This is a genomic window from Yersinia mollaretii ATCC 43969 (assembly GCF_013282725.1).
GTDB classification, from domain to species: domain Bacteria; phylum Pseudomonadota; class Gammaproteobacteria; order Enterobacterales; family Enterobacteriaceae; genus Yersinia; species Yersinia mollaretii.
This window is the reverse complement of sequence record NZ_CP054043.1, coordinates 2,972,952-2,988,209: the sequence shown is the minus strand read 5'-3', so window position 1 is coordinate 2,988,209 and position 15,258 is coordinate 2,972,952. Positions and strand designations below refer to the sequence as shown.

The following is a 15,258-nucleotide window of genomic DNA, read 5'->3' as shown; positions in this document are numbered from 1 at the left end:
CATCGTCAACAGGGGACAATAATCAACCCATTAACCAGAACAGATCACGAAATTTCCTCATCCTGTTTCACCGTTTCAAGATGAGGAAATTCGCGTTAACCGCCAGACAACTAATTAGCGGCTTCTTCATCCTCTAATTTACAGGTATTGCACGCCAGATTTTTGCCAATGAAGAAACGATAGACCGCCGCGCCCAGACAAGCGCCAATAATAGGAGCCACGATAGGGATGATGAAATAGGGAATATCGCGGCCACCGGTCATGGAAATTTTTCCCCACCCGGCAAAGAAAGTAAATAATTTAGGACCGAAGTCACGTGCTGGATTCATGGCAAAGCCGGTTAACGGGCCGGTAGATGCCCCAATGACCGCCACCAGAATACCAATTAACAATGGCCCTAATGCGCCACGCGGCACACCATTGCCATCATCGGTCAACGCCATAATCAGCCCCATCAGAATCGAGGTGATGATGATTTCAACAAATGCGGCCTGCCAAACACTGATAGCCGGTGATGGGAAGGTACTGAAAATACTGGCTAATTGCAGACTTTCCAAGCTGCCGCGCACCATCTGATGTGCCGTTTCAAAATCAGTAAATAAGTTGTGATACAGCATATAGGAGAGTGCCGCGCCACCAAACGCCCCCGCCACTTGGGCGATAGAGTAAGGGATCACTTTGCGGCCGGGGAAACAAGCAAATAGCCACAGCGCAATGGTAATCGCGGGGTTAAGGTGAGCGCCGGAAATCCCTGCGGTCAGATAAACGGCCAATGAAATCCCCAACCCCCACACGATACAGATTTCCCATAAACCAAAACTGGCCCCCGCCACTTTCAGTGCCGCCAGACAACTAATACCAAAAAACAGAAATAGCCCAGTACCAAGAAATTCTGCAATACACTGAGCCTTGAGTGAGTCGTTCATAGAGTTACCCTGCTTGTGATTATTATGATCAATCTACCCAAAAGTAGATGAAGTAGTGCACGGCCCTTGACTCAGCCACTATAAAGAGGCGCAAAATGAAAGTGTTGTCGTGATTCGTGATTCATTAAACAAAAACTAGACTTTCGATAACACATTCTTGCCATTGCTGCCGCCAAAATTAGCGTTAACCCCATGCAAACAGAGACTTTTAGGTTTTATTCAGCCATATGACTTTCTTGCTCTTTATTCTTTCCGTTATTGTTATCAGGCTCGCACTTTTACCTTTAATACACCGCCAGCTCTCCCATTATATTTATATTGACCTCCATCCCCTCTATTACTGGGCAGGCGCGCGATTATCAAAATAAATAACAACTGTCACCTACTTAATTTAAATTTTGAATAGTCAATGACCAGTTATTACCCTAATAAATAATGAGAATCCCCATAAAAAACACGCCACTAGCGCATTGTGATGACAATATTTTGTTATTGGGTCGCTAACCATTCCCGCCAGTAAATTCAATACAGCCATTCTTTTTCATTGCTTGTTTGTATATTCGTTCTCAGCACGAACCTGACAACGTTATTACTGAATATAACAACATTATTTTTGAACATGATATTTGTCGAGGTACTTATGCAACAAGAAGCACTAGGAATGGTGGAAACCAAAGGGTTGACCGCAGCTATTGAGGCGGCTGACACCATGGTGAAATCGGCCAATGTGACATTGGTGGGCTACGAAAAAATCGGCTCGGGCTTGGTCACCGTCATCGTCCGGGGTGATGTCGGGGCAGTGAAAGCGGCTACCGATGCAGGGGCTAGCGCGGCCGCTAAAGTGGGCGAAGTGAAATCAACTCATGTGATTCCGCGCCCACATACCGATGTCGAGGCTTTTTTACCGAAGGGCCGTCTACCTAAGGGAAGTCACGAATGAAAAGCAATGACCTGGTCGACCAAATCATGGCGCAGGTGATAGCGAAAGTCAGTGAACACGCTCCGGCGTCTTCTACGCAACCCTCCCATAAACAACGAGATACGGCTATGGCTGAGAAAACGTGCAGTTTAACGGAATTTGTTGGAACCGCGATCGGTGACACGGTCGGTCTGGTTATCGCCAACGTCGATAGCGCCCTGCTAGACGCAATGAAGCTGGAAAAACGCTACCGCTCGATCGGCATTTTGGGCGCGCGTACTGGCGCAGGCCCACACATTATGGCAGCCGATGAAGCAGTCAAAGCCACCAATACCGAAGTGGTCAGCATTGAGTTACCCCGCGACACCAAAGGCGGTGCCGGTCATGGTTCACTGATTATCTTCGGCGGTGATGATGTGTCTGATGTCAAACGCGCCGTCGAAGTGGCACTGAAAGAGTTGGACCGGACCTTCGGCGACGTTTACGCCAATGAAGCGGGCCACATTGAGCTGCAATACAGCGCCCGCGCCAGTCATGCCTTAGAGAAAGCCTTCGGCGCACCACTGGGTCGCTCTTGCGGCGTGATTGTGGGTGCTCCGGCGTCAATTGGGGTGCTGATGGCCGATACTGCTGTGAAATCCGCCAATGTTGACGTGGTGGCTTACAGCTCTCCGGCACAGGGCACCAGCTTCAGTAACGAAGTGATTCTGGTTATCTCCGGCGACTCTGGCGCAGTCCGTCAGGCAGTCATCTCTGCCCGTGAGATCGGCAAAACGGTCTTAGGAACCTTGGGTTCTGAACCGAAAAACGACCGCCCTTCTTATATCTGACGCCACAGTGAGGCTGTTTCATGAAATCGAAAAGATTTGAAGCGTTGGCGAAACGCCCGGTTAATCAGGACGGCTTTGTCAAAGAGTGGATCGAGGAAGGCTTTATTGCCATGGAAAGCCCGAACGATCCTAAACCCTCCATCAAGATCGTTAACGGCGTGGTGACCGAGCTGGATGGCAAACCACAGAGCAGTTTCGACCTGATCGATCACTTTATCGCCCGCTACGGCATCAATCTCGACCACGCGGAAGAGGTGATGAAGATGGATTCCATCAAGCTGGCCAATATGTTGTGTGACCCCAATGTGTCGCGCCGCACCATTGTGCCGCTGACGACCGCCATGACACCGGCCAAAATCGTCGAAGTGGTCTCCCACATGAATGTGGTGGAGATGATGATGTCGATGCAGAAAATGCGCGCACGTCGTACCCCATCACAGCAAGCTCACGTCACCAACGTCAAAGATAATCCGGTGCAGATTGCCGCCGATGCTGCCGAAGGCGCATTCCGTGGCTTCGACGAGCAGGAAACCACGGTGGCCGTAGCCCGTTATGCGCCCTTTAATGCCATCGCGCTGTTGGTCGGTTCGCAAGTCGGTCGCCCCGGTGTACTGACCCAATGTTCGCTGGAAGAAGCCACCGAGCTGAAATTAGGCATGTTGGGCCACACCTGTTACGCCGAAACCATTTCGGTCTATGGGACAGAACCGGTGTTTACCGACGGCGATGACACCCCATGGTCGAAAGGCTTCCTTGCCTCCTCCTATGCCTCACGCGGGTTAAAAATGCGCTTTACCTCTGGCTCCGGCTCTGAAGTCCAAATGGGCTACGCCGAAGGTAAATCCATGCTTTATCTGGAGGCTCGCTGTATCTACATCACCAAAGCGGCTGGGGTTCAAGGGCTGCAAAACGGCTCAGTAAGCTGCGTCGGTGTGCCTTCGGCTGTGCCATCCGGCATCCGTGCCATCTTGGCGGAGAACCTGATCTGTTCGGCGCTGGACTTAGAGTGCGCCTCCAGTAACGACCAGACCTTTACCCACTCAGATATGCGCCGTACTGCACGCCTGCTGATGCAGTTCCTGCCGGGGACTGACTTTATCTCCTCCGGTTATTCTGCGGTGCCGAACTACGACAACATGTTCGCTGGCTCCAACGAAGACGCCGAAGACTTTGACGATTACAACGTGTTACAGCGCGACCTGAAAGTGGATGGCGGCTTGCGCCCAGTGTTGGAAGCGGACGTGGTGGCGATTCGTAATAAAGCCGCGCGCGCCCTGCAAGCGGTGTTCGCCGGAATGGGGCTACCGCCCATCACTGACGAAGAGGTGATTGCGGCCACTTATGCTCACGGCTCGAAAGATATGCCGGACCGTAACATCGTCGAAGACATCAAGTTCGCTCAGGAGATCATCAGCAAAAACCGCACCGGTCTGGAAGTGGTTAAGGCCTTGGCACAAGGTGGTTTCGAAGATGTGGCGCAAGACATGCTCAACATCCAGAAAGCCAAAATTGCCGGTGACTACCTGCACACCTCGGCGATCATCAAAGGTGACAACCAAGTGCTGTCAGCGGTGAATGACGTCAATGACTACGCGGGTCCAGCTACCGGTTACCGGCTGGAAGGTGCACGTTGGGAAGAGATCAAAAACATTCCAAACGCGCTTGATCCGAATGAGCTTGGCTAAGGGGTTCACGAGATGGTCGATATTAACGAAAAACTGTTACGCCAAATTATCGAAGGCGTATTGCAGGAAATGCAGGGAGACAACAATACCGTCTCCTTTAAGCCAGTGTCCCAGCCTGCGACGGCGGCAACGGCCGTGGCCGCCGGGGATTTCCTCACCGAAGTGGGTGAAGCCCGCCCCGGCAGCAATCAGGATGAGGTGATCATTGCGGTCGGCCCAGCATTTGGTCTGTCGCAAACCGCCAATATCGTCGGCATCCCGCACAAAAATATTCTGCGCGAGCTGATTGCCGGTATCGAAGAGGAGGGGATCAAGGCGCGGGTTATCCGCTGCTTCAAATCCTCCGATGTGGCGTTTGTCGCGGTGGAGGGCAACCGCCTGAGCGGTTCCGGTATCTCTATCGGCATCCAATCCAAAGGCACGATAGTCATTCATCAGCAAGGTCTGCCGCCACTCTCCAATCTGGAGCTGTTCCCGCAAGCGCCGCTGCTGACGCTGGATACCTACCGCCTGATTGGTAAAAATGCGGCGCGCTATGCCAAACGGGAGTCACCACAACCAGTACCGACCCTGAACGACCAAATGGCACGGCCAAAATATCAGGCCAAATCCGCGATTCTGCACATTAAAGAAACCAAATATGTGGTGACCGGCAAGAATCCTCAGGAACTCCGGGTGGCGCTTTAACAAAGGAAAACACAATGAATTCCGAAGCTATTGAATCCATGGTTCGCGATGTGCTGAACAAGATGAACAGCTTGCAGGGCCAGACACCTGCGGCGGCTTGTGCGGCACCCGCAGCCAGTTCGCGCAGCAATGCCAAAGTCTCAGATTATCCGCTGGCGAACAAACACCCTGATTGGGTGAAAACCGCCACCAATAAAACGCTGGATGATCTGACGCTGGCGAATGTTTTGAACGGCAGTGTCACCTCACAGGATTTGCGGATTACCCCGGAGATCCTGCGCATTCAAGCCTCGATTGCGAAAGATGCGGGCCGCCCGCTGCTGGCAATGAACTTCGAACGTGCCGCTGAGCTGACCGCCGTGCCGGATGACAAGGTGTTAGATATCTATAACGCCCTGCGCCCGTTCCGCTCAAGCAAAGAGGAGCTGAACGCCATTGCTGATGATCTGGAAAAAACCTACAAAGCGACTATCTGCGCCGCCTTCGTGCGCGAAGCTGCCGTGTTGTATGTCCAGCGCAAAAAGCTCAAAGGCGACGATTAATCAATCGTCAGCCATCTAAGGAACGGACATGCGGTATATAGCAGGCATTGACATCGGTAACTCATCAACGGAAGTGGCATTGGCACAATGTGCGGCTGACGGTCAGTTGCAGTTTGTCACCAGCGCCCTCACCGAAACCACCGGTATCAAAGGGACGCAACGCAACATTTTCGGCATCCACAAAGCGCTGGCCTTGTTGGTGGAGAAGGCCGGTATCGCGCTGGGCGATATCAGTCTGATCCGCATTAACGAAGCGACCCCGGTCATTGGTGATGTGGCGATGGAGACCATCACGGAAACCATCATCACCGAATCCACCATGATCGGCCACAACCCGAAAACCCCCGGCGGACTGGGGTTAGGGGTTGGGCTGACCATCACCCTTGATGAGCTGGTCACCCGTGACCCTGCCCAACCCTATATTCTGGTGGTGCCATCGGCAGTTGATTTTGCTGATGTCGCGACGGTGGTCAATGCAGCTAACGGCGCGGGATACCGCATTACGGCGATTATCTTGCAACGTGACGATGGCGTGCTGGTCAGCAACCGCCTCAACCACCCACTGCCTATCGTCGATGAGGTGCTGCACATTGACCGCATCCCGATGGGCATGTTGGCGGCGGTGGAGGTTGCCATGCCGGGTCAGGTGATTGAAACCCTCTCTAACCCCTATGGCATTGCCACGGTATTTGAACTCAGCGCCGAAGAGACCAAAAACATTGTCCCGGTGGCACGCGCCTTGATTGGCACACGTTCAGCGGTGGTGGTGAAAACGCCGGAAGGGGACGTAAAAGCGCGCTCTATTCCTGCGGGTCATCTGGAGCTGTTCGCCGATGGACGTACTGTGCGGGTGGATGTCGCCACGGGCAGTGAAGCCATTATGACGGCGGTGAACAGCTTCCGGCATCTGGACAATGTCAGTGGCGAAGCGGGCACCAATATCGGCGGCATGCTCGAACACGTGCGCCAAACCATGGCCGAACTGACCAACAAACCGACCAATGAGATCTTCATTCAAGACCTGCTCGCCGTTGACACGGCGGTGCCAGTCAATGTCATTGGCGGTCTGGCGGGCGAGTTCTCCCTTGAGCAAGCGGTAGGTATTGCCTCGATGGTGAAATCTGATCGCCTGCAAATGGCGCATATCGCCAGTGAGATCGAAAAAACCTTGGGTATTGATGTTCAGGTCGGGGGGGCGGAAGCCGAAGCGGCAATACTTGGCGCGCTGACCACACCCGGGACGCGGCGGCCACTCGCCATTCTCGACTTGGGGGCTGGCTCTACCGACGCCTCCATCATCAACGCGCAAGGCCAAATTGTCGCCACTCATCTGGCGGGGGCTGGCGACATGGTGACGATGATCATCGCTTCGGAACTGGATCTCCAAGACCGCTATCTGGCGGAAGATATCAAAAAGTATCCGCTCGCCAAAGTGGAGAGTCTGTTCCACCTGCGCCACGAAGATGGCAGTGTTCAGTTCTTCCCACAACCGCTTTCACCCGAGGTTTTTGCCCGACTGGTGGTAGTCAAACCGGAAGGTTTGGTGCCGCTACCGGGTGATTACGCACTGGAAAAAGTCCGCAATATCCGCCGCTCAGCTAAAGAGCGGGTGTTTGTCACCAATGCGCTTCGTGCGCTGCGCCAAGTCAGCCCAACCGGCAATATCCGCGATATCCCCTTCGTGGTGCTGGTAGGTGGCTCGTCGCTGGACTTCGAAATCCCGCAATTGGTGACCGACGCCCTCTCCCACTACAAGTTGGTGGCAGGTCGCGGCAACATCCGCGCCAGTGAAGGCCCACGCAATGCGGTCGCCACGGGCCTGATTCTGGCTTATCAGCGGGAGAGCAACTGATGAACTTCACCCAAGATGCCCCCGCCATCGTGATCAGCCTCACCACGCCCACACCGGAAGCCATTTGGCATCAAGTGTTACTGGGCATCGAGGAGGAGGGCATTCCTTGGCAGTGGCAGCACGACGATGACACTGATGCCACACAACGCGCCTGGCAAGCCGCCACCCGCTCCCCCTTATTGGTGGGGCTGGCCTGTTCTGCCGACGAAGTGGTGCTGCATTTCCGTCATCTCCCCCCCGCCAGCCCACTATTCCGGCAGGCGCGGGCGCAAGACGATGAGCAATTACGGCGGCTCGGCAACAACGCCGCCCGGTTAGTGAAAGGTTTACCGTTTAAGTGATCACACTCAAATCATAGGGCGTAATCGGTGCAGGCAGTTTGGACTCGGCCAGCGCACAGCCACCGGAGCGTACACCTGGTCTTATAAAGTCCGAGTACGTGAGGATGGCGAGCACTGCCCGGGTTCAAAATGGCAAACAAGATAGCCCTTACTTTATAACAAGGAACTCATATCTATGAACAATGCATTGGGCTTAATTGAAACCAAAGGTCTGGTCGCCGCCATCGAAGCGGCAGACGCCATGGTCAAATCGGCCAACGTACAACTGGTGGGCTACGAAAAAATTGGCTCCGGTCTGGTCACAGTGATGGTGCGCGGTGATGTCGGCGCAGTCAAAGCGGCGGTCGATGCAGGTTCTGCGGCAGCCAGTGCGGTGGGTGAATTGACCTCTAGCCATGTGATCCCACGCCCGCACAGCGACGTAGAAGCCATTTTACCGACCTCTGCCTAAGGGTGAGACGAGGAGCACAGCGTGAAAACGTCACTGGGTTTACTGGAAGTGAGTGGTCTGGCGCTGGCTATCGGCGCGGCGGATGCCATGGCAAAAGCCGCCTCCGTCACCCTGATCGGCATAGAACAAACCAAGGGTTCCGGCTGGATGTTAATCCGCCTGACGGGGGATGTGGCCTCAGTTCAGGCGGCAATCAGTACCGGTGCCGCCTTTGCCGAACAGCATCATGGGCTGGTCTCCCACGCGGTACTGGCCCGTCCGGCAGATAGCCTGATGGCCTATTGGCAGCACCCCGCCGCTGACATCACGGCCAAAGCGCCCGCTGAAGCCGAAGCCGTGATTGAAGCGGCAGAGGTGATTAGCGCCGAGGAGACAGAAGAAGCCGATGCCCCAGCCTCGGCTGACACTGCCTCTGACGATGCCCCCGACACAGCGGCGGGTAGCGATAATGTCAGCATAGACAAAGACAGCGCAGACAAAAACAGGATAGACAAAAACAGGATAGAAAGTGAGGCCCCGCCAGCTCCTCGTGTGAGCTGCAATCTCTGCCTCGACCCGGCTTGCCGACGCCATAAAGGTGAGCCTCGCTTTCGCTGCATCCACTTGGGTAAACGAGGAAAAGTCTGATGGAAAAAGCATTACTGGAACCCGTTGTCAGTAAGATCCTCGACGAAATGCGTCTTCGTCCGATCCCGCTTGGGGTTTCCAACCGACACCTGCATCTCTCGGCGCAGGACTACCAACGGCTGTTCCCTGAGCAGCCGCTCATCGAGAAAAAAACGCTGCTTCAGCCCGGCCAATATGCCGCCGAACAGACGGTGACCTTGGTCGGGCCGAAAGGCAGCCTAAAAAACGTCCGTATTCTGGGGCCATTGCGCAGCCAAAGTCAGGTGGAGATCTCCCGCACCGATGCCCGCACACTGGGGATCAATGCCCCGCTGCGCATGTCCGGCAATCTGGAGGGCACACCCGCCATTCGTCTGGTCAGCCCCTACGGCGAAGTAGAGCTGCCCCATGGGGTGATTGTGGCACTCCGGCACATTCATATGTCGCCGCTGGATGCCCTTATCTATCGGGTTAAGCACGGCGACCGGGTACAAGTGGCGATTCAGGGCAGTGGTCGTCGGATGATTATGGACGATGTGGCGATCCGTGTTTCACCGCAAATGAAACTGGAGATGCACATCGATACCGACGAGGCCAATGCCGCTGGCGCGGATGATCCTGCGGCGTTTGCGACGTTATTGATGCCACAAACTCTAACCCCACGGACATCACAACCATGAATCTGACTCAGGCGCAAACCGAACAACTGGTCAGCCAGATTGTCACGCGGTTGACCGAGCGCGAACGGCGGGTTCACGCCTTGCTGCTGCCTCAGTTGCGCGCCGGGCTTGACTCATGGGTCTTCGTCCACCATGCCACGCTGCATCTGATGCTGCCGGATTTAGCCTTTATGCACCGTCTGGCGCAGTTCGATACCCGCTGCCCAGCAGTCACGGCACTGAACGAGGCGTGGTCATGGGGCATGAAAGTGCATATCAGCTTACATCGTCAACTGCTGGCCGCCCTGCCCGCCGCCGCCCTGCGCCCCTTGCCGCTGAGTTTTAGCGACAGTCAGGGGGTCGCGGTTCGGCTGCACACAGGCAAGGTATTGAGTTATCGCGATATTGCCACGCTCGACCCCGGCTGGCTGCTGATCGATGCGCATACGCTGGTTACACCGCTGGCACAGGACACCGTATCAGCCCGTCACATTCAACTGTTAAGGCAGGAGTAAATCATGCAACTGGCCAGAGTGGTAGGTTCGGTGGTCTCAACGCAAAAATCGCCGACGCTGATTGGCAAGAAGCTGCTACTGGTGCGCCGTGTCGCCGGGGATGGCTCCTTGCCACCGGACAGTAAAACACCGGATGAAGTGGCGGTGGATTCTGTGGGCGCGGGTCAGGGAGAGCTGGTGCTGCTGGCGGGCGGCTCCAGTGCCAGACGCGTCTTTGCCGAGCCAAATGATGCCATCGATCTGGCGATTGTCGCCATCGTCGATGAGTGTTCCTACTGATGATGAATAACTTGACTGATTGAGCGGTGATTTTATGAGCATCTATACCAAAACGGGTGATGCAGGGACCACAGCCCTGTTTACCGGGCAACGGGTGAAAAAGAGCCACCCACGGGTGGAGACCTACGGCACGCTGGATGAACTTAACGCCGCGCTGAGCCTGTGCGCCCGCGTGACGCAAGGCGAAGAGAACCGTCAGCTACTTGATGCGGTACAACATCAGTTGTTCTATTTCAGCGCTGAACTGGCCAGCGAAGGTATCGAAACCCCGCCTGTTGGGCGCAACAGTATCAGCGAGCAGGATATTCAGGCGTTGGAGTTAGCGGTTGACCGCTGCATGGCGCAGTTGCCGCCAGTAAAAGGTTTTATTCTACCCGGTGATACCGAAGCGGGTAGCCGGTTGCATTTTGCCCGCACGCTGGCGCGGCGCGGTGAACGGCGGCTGATTGAGCTGGCCGAACAGGTGCCGGTGCGCCCGGTGCTGTTGCAGTATCTCAATCGCTTATCCGATTGTCTGTATGCCGTGGCCCGCGATGAAGATCAGCGCCAACGATTGCAGCAAACCGCACAAACCGTGCTGGCGCGCTATCTGGCGGCCAGCGAGGCGGCAGAGCCTACCCGCGAGTCAATAGTCACCCAGCCCGCCGGACTGGGATTTTCCGATGTCCACCAATTAGTTAAGTTGGCGGTTGAAGCCGCCATGAAATTGCAGATCGCTGTGGTGGTGGCACTGACTGACCGCCACGGCAACCTGATCATGACCTACCGTATGCCCGATACCCTGCTGGTCAGTAGCGAACTGGCACCGAAAAAAGCCTGGACCGCTGTCGCCCTGAAAACCGCCACCCATCAACTGAGCCGCGCCGTGCAACCGGGGGCTGACCTGTTCCAACTGGAAGCCAGCACCGGCGGCAAAGTGGTGAGTTTTGGTGGCGGCTACCCCCTGTGGCGTCACGGCCAACTGGTGGGCGGCTTAGGCATCAGCGGCGGTAGCGTCGAACAAGATATGCACATCGCAGAAGCCGCCATATCGGCTCTACATCTGAGGAATGAATAATGAACACCCATGATATTGAATCTCTCATTCGCACTATCCTCACCGAGCAACTGACGCCTGCGACGGCCTCTGCCGTCAGCGCCATTTTTGCCAGCGTGGATGAAGCCGTGACTGCCGCCCACAGCGCCTTTTTGCGCTATCAGCAAAGCCCGATGAAAACCCGTAGCGCCATTATCAGCGCCCTGCGTGAGCAGTTAGCCCCTCAGTTGGCGTCACTCTCTGAGCGTGGTGCCAGCGAAACCGGTATGGGCAACAAAGAAGATAAATTCCTGAAAAACAGGGCCGCGCTGGAGAATACCCCCGGCATCGAAGACCTCTCCACCACGGCTCTGACGGGCGACGGCGGTATGGTGCTGTTCGAATATTCGCCGTTCGGCGTGATTGGCTCTGTCGCCCCCAGCACTAACCCCACCGAAACCATTATCAATAACAGCATCAGCATGTTAGCCGCGGGTAATGCGGTCTATTTTAGCCCGCACCCCGGCGCTAAAGCCGTCTCACTGGATCTGATTGCCCAAATTGAAGCGATCATTTTCAACCGTTGCGGCATCCGCAATTTGGTGGTGACGGTGCAAGAACCGAGCTTTGAGGCCACCCAACAGATGATGGCCCACGACAAAATCGCTCTACTGGCGATCACCGGTGGGCCAGCCATTGTGGCGATGGGCATGAAGAGCGGCAAAAAAGTGATTGGTGCGGGCGCGGGTAATCCGCCTTGTCTGGTGGATGAGACTGCCGAACTGGTGAAAGCGGCGCAAGATATCGTGTCCGGCGCGTCATTCGACTACAACCTGCCCTGCATTGCCGAGAAGAGTTTGATTGTGGTGGAGAGTGTCGCCGACCGCCTGTTGCAGCAGATGCAAGCTTTCGACGCGCTGCTGATCACTCAGCCGCAAGAGGTCGATAGCCTACGCAAAGCCTGCCTGACCCCCCAAGGCCACGCTAACAAAAATCTGGTGGGCAAAAGCCCGGCTGAACTGCTGAAAGCGGCGGGTATCACTTGCCCTGCCAAAGCCCCACGCCTACTGCTGGTGGAAGTGGCGGGTGACGATCCGCTAGTGACCACGGAACAACTGATGCCGCTGCTGCCAGTGGTGCGGGTAAAGGATTTTGATGCGGCGCTGACACTGGCGCTGCAAGTGGAAGGCGGCCTGCATCACACCGCAACCATGCACTCCCAGAATGTCTCGCGCCTGAATCTGGCGGCCCGCCTATTGCAGACCTCCATTTTTGTCAAAAATGGCCCCTCCTATGCGGGGATCGGGGTCGGCGGCGAGGGCTTTACCACCTTCACCATCGCCACCCCCACCGGAGAGGGCACCACCTCGGCCCGCACCTTTGCGCGTCAACGCCGCTGTGTGCTGACTAACGGTTTCTCCATTCGCTGAGCGAGGACGTATGAAGACTTTTTTCCTGCAAACACGCATTTATAGCGGGGAAGGCAGCCTCAAAGTGCTGCAACGCTTCCATCAGCGAAAAATCTGGATTGTCTGCGATAGCTTTCTCGCCACCTCGCCACTGCTGGATCGTTTGCAACAGGCGCTGGCGGCAGATAACCAGATCAGCCTGTTTAGCGACATCACGCCGGACCCCAATATCAGCACCGTGGTCAAGGGTATTGAGCAGATGCAAGCCCTGCGCCCTGATGTGGTGATTGGCTTTGGTGGCGGTTCGGCGCTGGACGCCGCGAAAGCTATCGTCTGGTTTAGCCGCCAGCAGGGGCTGGAGATTGAAACCTGTATCGCCATCCCCACCACCAGCGGCACTGGCTCAGAAGTCACCAGCGCTTGCGTGATCAGCGATCCGGAAAAAAGCATTAAATATCCGCTATTTGACGATGCGATCTATCCGGATATTGCCATTCTGGACCCCGCGCTGGTGGTCACCGTGCCGCCTGCCATCACCGCCAATACCGGACTGGACGTGCTGACCCATGCGCTGGAAGCCTATGTTTCGCCACGCGCCAGTGATTTTACTGATGCGCTGGCGGAAAAAGCGGTGCAGTTGGTGTTTCGCCATCTGCCGACCGCCTGCCAGAAAGGCGATTGCCTGATCACCCGAGGCAAGATGCATAACGCCTCAACACTGGCGGGCATGGCCTTCAGTCAGGCAGGGCTGGGCATCAATCACGCCATTGCTCACCAACTGGGCGGTCAGTTCCACATCGCCCACGGGTTAGCCAATGCGCTGCTGTTAGTCCCGGTGATTCGCTTTAATGCCGTCGATGCGCGAGCCTGTAAACGCTATGCGCGGCTGGCGAAATTATGCCATTTCAGCCCGGCCAACGGGGAGGATCGCGGCGCGGTGAATCAACTGATTTATCAGATTGAGCAGCTTAAGCGCCAGTGTGGATTGCCTCAGCCGCTGGCGGCGATGAAAGTTAACGAACGCCAGTTGCAACAGCGCATTCCGGACATCATCACCGCCGCACTGGCGGACGTCACCCTGCGCACCAACCCGCGTCCGGCAGATGAAAAAGCGATTCGAGGCATTGTCGAGGCGCTGTATGAGTGATCTCCAGATGCCCATTGCGCCGTTATTGAGCGCCCCGCTCGCCTGCGGTGAACTGATGCCGTGTGATGCCGCCACTATTCAGCAACGGGTGCGCGATGCCGGGGTGGTCGGTGCGGGTGGCGCGGGTTTCCCGACGGCGGTGAAACTACAAGCGCAGGCTGACATTTTTCTGGTCAATGCCGCTGAGTGTGAGCCGATGCTGAAAGTGGATCAGCAGTTGATCCCCCGTCAGGCCGGACGGCTGGTACGCGGCGTGCTCTATGGCATGGTCGCTACTGGCGCGCGTGAGGGGATCATTGCGCTGAAAGCCAAATATGAGGAGGCGATTGCGGCACTAACGCCACTGCTGCCGCCACAGATTCGGCTGCATATTCTGCCCGACGTTTACCCCGCGGGTGATGAGGTGATCACTATCTGGCTGGCGACCGGTCGCCGTGTCCCGCCCGCCGCGCTGCCCATCACTATTGGCGTGGTGGTGAATAATGTGCAAACCCTGCTTAACGTCGCGCGGGCGGTGGAGCAGCAGTGGCCCGTGACCCGCCGCACACTGACCGTGAATGGGGCGGTGGCACGGCCACTCACCCTGACGGTACCGCTGGGCACTTCGCTGCGGGAAGTGCTGGCACTGGCGGGAGGCGCAACCATCGACAATCCCGCCTATATCAATGGCGGGCCGATGATGGGCCATGCCCTACACGACCTCGATCAGCCCGTAACCAAAACCACGGGTGGCCTGTTGGTGCTACCCGCCAATCACTTGCTGATCACCCGCCGCGCCCGCAGTGATCAGGATGTGCTCGCCATTGCGCGCGCCGTCTGCGAGCAGTGCCGCATGTGCACCGAGCTGTGTCCGCGCCACCTGATCGGCCATGAGCTGCCGCCCCATCTGCTGGTGCGGGCGATAACCTATCAGCAAGTTGCCACGCCGGATATCTTGCTCAGCGCCCTCACCTGCTCGGAGTGTGGGTTGTGCGAAAGCTACGCCTGTCCGGTGGATATCTCGCCCATGCGCATTAATCGCCTGCTGAAAACGCAGTTGCGTGCACAGGGCGCGCGCTATCAGGGGGAGCTGCGTGAGGCTGATCCGATGGCGAATTACCGCATGGTGCCAACATCGCGGCTGATTGCACGGCTGGATCTGACCGACTGGTATCAGCCCGCCCCGTTCAGCGAGCAACACTATCTGCCACCGCAGGTGGTGTTACCGCTGCGTCAACATATTGGCGCACCCGCAGAAGCGGTGGTGACGGTGGGTGAGCAGGTCGAGCACGGCCAGTTGATTGGGCAGATCCCCGAAAACGCCTTGGGTGCGCCTCTGCACGCCACGATTTCGGGTGTCGTCACAGAGATCAGTGCCAGCGCCATCACACTTTGTCGCGCCATTTAACAGGAGTG

General features: G+C 56.4%; 17 protein-coding genes. 16 read left to right on the top strand and 1 reads right to left on the bottom strand.

Annotation, left to right across the window (positions count from 1 at the left end; translation table 11 throughout):
• Window positions 1-110: 110 nt before the first annotated feature.
• Window positions 111-926 (bottom strand): propanediol diffusion facilitator PduF, encoded by an 816-nt coding sequence (pduF, locus tag HRD69_RS13170; RefSeq protein ID WP_004873625.1) that lies wholly within the window; start codon window positions 924-926, stop codon window positions 111-113.
• Between the two features lie 640 nt (window positions 927-1,566).
• Here pduF and pduA point away from each other — a divergent pair.
• From pduA to HRD69_RS13090, 16 genes are all read left to right on the top strand, one after another.
• Window positions 1,567-1,866 carry a propanediol utilization microcompartment protein PduA gene (gene pduA, locus HRD69_RS13165; RefSeq protein WP_004873626.1) on the top strand — a complete coding sequence of 100 codons (300 nt, stop codon included), beginning with the start codon at window positions 1,567-1,569 and terminating at the stop codon, window positions 1,864-1,866.
• A complete protein-coding gene (gene pduB / locus HRD69_RS13160) occupies window positions 1,863-2,675 on the top strand; it encodes a propanediol utilization microcompartment protein PduB (RefSeq protein ID WP_032813071.1) in 813 nt (270 codons plus the stop codon). Before pduA ends, pduB begins: the two co-directional genes overlap by 4 nt.
• Before the next feature lie 20 nt (window positions 2,676-2,695).
• Complete coding sequence (gene pduC / locus HRD69_RS13155; protein ID WP_004873628.1) at window positions 2,696-4,360, top strand: propanediol dehydratase large subunit PduC; 1,665 nt, start codon at window positions 2,696-2,698, stop codon at window positions 4,358-4,360.
• Between the two features lie 12 nt (window positions 4,361-4,372).
• Window positions 4,373-5,047: a propanediol/glycerol family dehydratase medium subunit gene (locus HRD69_RS13150; protein WP_004873629.1), complete on the top strand. Its 675-nt coding sequence runs from the start codon at window positions 4,373-4,375 to the stop codon at window positions 5,045-5,047.
• Window positions 5,048-5,061: 14 nt separating this feature from the next.
• The gene (gene pduE, locus HRD69_RS13145) at window positions 5,062-5,589 is read left to right on the top strand and encodes a propanediol dehydratase small subunit PduE (RefSeq protein WP_004873630.1); all 528 of its coding nucleotides are present in this window, start codon (window positions 5,062-5,064) and stop codon (window positions 5,587-5,589) included.
• Between the two features lie 28 nt (window positions 5,590-5,617).
• Window positions 5,618-7,441 (top strand): diol dehydratase reactivase subunit alpha, encoded by a 1,824-nt coding sequence (locus HRD69_RS13140; protein ID WP_004873631.1) that lies wholly within the window; start codon window positions 5,618-5,620, stop codon window positions 7,439-7,441.
• Window positions 7,441-7,782, top strand: a complete 342-nt coding sequence (locus HRD69_RS13135; protein ID WP_032813072.1) for a glycerol dehydratase reactivase beta/small subunit family protein — start codon at window positions 7,441-7,443, stop codon at window positions 7,780-7,782. Before HRD69_RS13140 ends, HRD69_RS13135 begins: the two co-directional genes overlap by 1 nt.
• Before the next feature lie 175 nt (window positions 7,783-7,957).
• On the top strand, window positions 7,958-8,233 hold the full coding sequence (gene pduJ / locus HRD69_RS13130) for a propanediol utilization microcompartment protein PduJ (RefSeq protein WP_004873632.1): 276 nt from the start codon (window positions 7,958-7,960) through the stop codon (window positions 8,231-8,233).
• Between the two features lie 21 nt (window positions 8,234-8,254).
• Complete coding sequence (locus HRD69_RS13125; protein WP_032813073.1) at window positions 8,255-8,860, top strand: BMC domain-containing protein; 606 nt, start codon at window positions 8,255-8,257, stop codon at window positions 8,858-8,860.
• On the top strand, window positions 8,860-9,519 hold the full coding sequence (locus tag HRD69_RS13120; RefSeq protein ID WP_004873633.1) for a phosphate propanoyltransferase: 660 nt from the start codon (window positions 8,860-8,862) through the stop codon (window positions 9,517-9,519). The genes HRD69_RS13125 and HRD69_RS13120 overlap by 1 nt, the downstream gene beginning before the upstream one ends.
• Window positions 9,516-10,013, top strand: coding sequence for a microcompartment protein PduM (gene pduM / locus HRD69_RS13115; protein WP_032813075.1), 498 nt, complete (start codon window positions 9,516-9,518; stop codon window positions 10,011-10,013). The genes HRD69_RS13120 and pduM overlap by 4 nt, the downstream gene beginning before the upstream one ends.
• Before the next feature lie 3 nt (window positions 10,014-10,016).
• A complete protein-coding gene (locus tag HRD69_RS13110) occupies window positions 10,017-10,292 on the top strand; it encodes a EutN/CcmL family microcompartment protein (RefSeq protein WP_004873635.1) in 276 nt (91 codons plus the stop codon).
• Window positions 10,293-10,326: 34 nt separating this feature from the next.
• Complete coding sequence (locus tag HRD69_RS13105) at window positions 10,327-11,349, top strand: cob(I)yrinic acid a,c-diamide adenosyltransferase (RefSeq protein ID WP_032813077.1); 1,023 nt, start codon at window positions 10,327-10,329, stop codon at window positions 11,347-11,349.
• Entirely contained in the window at window positions 11,349-12,737 is a 1,389-nt protein-coding gene (locus HRD69_RS13100; protein ID WP_004873636.1) for an aldehyde dehydrogenase family protein, read from the top strand. Before HRD69_RS13105 ends, HRD69_RS13100 begins: the two co-directional genes overlap by 1 nt.
• Window positions 12,738-12,747: 10 nt before the next feature.
• The gene (locus HRD69_RS13095; protein WP_004873637.1) at window positions 12,748-13,863 is read left to right on the top strand and encodes a 1-propanol dehydrogenase PduQ; all 1,116 of its coding nucleotides are present in this window, start codon (window positions 12,748-12,750) and stop codon (window positions 13,861-13,863) included.
• A complete protein-coding gene (locus HRD69_RS13090) occupies window positions 13,856-15,250 on the top strand; it encodes a 4Fe-4S dicluster domain-containing protein (protein WP_032813078.1) in 1,395 nt (464 codons plus the stop codon). Before HRD69_RS13095 ends, HRD69_RS13090 begins: the two co-directional genes overlap by 8 nt.
• Window positions 15,251-15,258 lie beyond the last annotated feature (8 nt).

Excerpts from the sequence above, each read along its gene's own strand:
- pduF (WP_004873625.1), bottom strand. The coding sequence starts at position 926 with ATGAACGACTCACTCAAGGCTCAGTGTATTGCAGAATTTCTTGGTACT.
- pduA (WP_004873626.1), top strand. The coding sequence starts at position 1,567 with ATGCAACAAGAAGCACTAGGAATGGTGGAAACCAAAGGGTTGACCGCA.
- pduB (WP_032813071.1), top strand. The coding sequence starts at position 1,863 with ATGAAAAGCAATGACCTGGTCGACCAAATCATGGCGCAGGTGATAGCG.
- pduC (WP_004873628.1), top strand. The coding sequence starts at position 2,696 with ATGAAATCGAAAAGATTTGAAGCGTTGGCGAAACGCCCGGTTAATCAG.
- HRD69_RS13150 (WP_004873629.1), top strand. The coding sequence starts at position 4,373 with ATGGTCGATATTAACGAAAAACTGTTACGCCAAATTATCGAAGGCGTA.
- pduE (WP_004873630.1), top strand. The coding sequence starts at position 5,062 with ATGAATTCCGAAGCTATTGAATCCATGGTTCGCGATGTGCTGAACAAG.
- HRD69_RS13140 (WP_004873631.1), top strand. The coding sequence starts at position 5,618 with ATGCGGTATATAGCAGGCATTGACATCGGTAACTCATCAACGGAAGTG.
- HRD69_RS13135 (WP_032813072.1), top strand. The coding sequence starts at position 7,441 with ATGAACTTCACCCAAGATGCCCCCGCCATCGTGATCAGCCTCACCACG.
- pduJ (WP_004873632.1), top strand. The coding sequence starts at position 7,958 with ATGAACAATGCATTGGGCTTAATTGAAACCAAAGGTCTGGTCGCCGCC.
- HRD69_RS13120 (WP_004873633.1), top strand. The coding sequence starts at position 8,860 with ATGGAAAAAGCATTACTGGAACCCGTTGTCAGTAAGATCCTCGACGAA.
- pduM (WP_032813075.1), top strand. The coding sequence starts at position 9,516 with ATGAATCTGACTCAGGCGCAAACCGAACAACTGGTCAGCCAGATTGTC.
- HRD69_RS13110 (WP_004873635.1), top strand. The coding sequence starts at position 10,017 with ATGCAACTGGCCAGAGTGGTAGGTTCGGTGGTCTCAACGCAAAAATCG.
- HRD69_RS13105 (WP_032813077.1), top strand. The coding sequence starts at position 10,327 with ATGAGCATCTATACCAAAACGGGTGATGCAGGGACCACAGCCCTGTTT.
- HRD69_RS13100 (WP_004873636.1), top strand. The coding sequence starts at position 11,349 with ATGAACACCCATGATATTGAATCTCTCATTCGCACTATCCTCACCGAG.
- HRD69_RS13095 (WP_004873637.1), top strand. The coding sequence starts at position 12,748 with ATGAAGACTTTTTTCCTGCAAACACGCATTTATAGCGGGGAAGGCAGC.
- HRD69_RS13090 (WP_032813078.1), top strand. The coding sequence starts at position 13,856 with ATGAGTGATCTCCAGATGCCCATTGCGCCGTTATTGAGCGCCCCGCTC.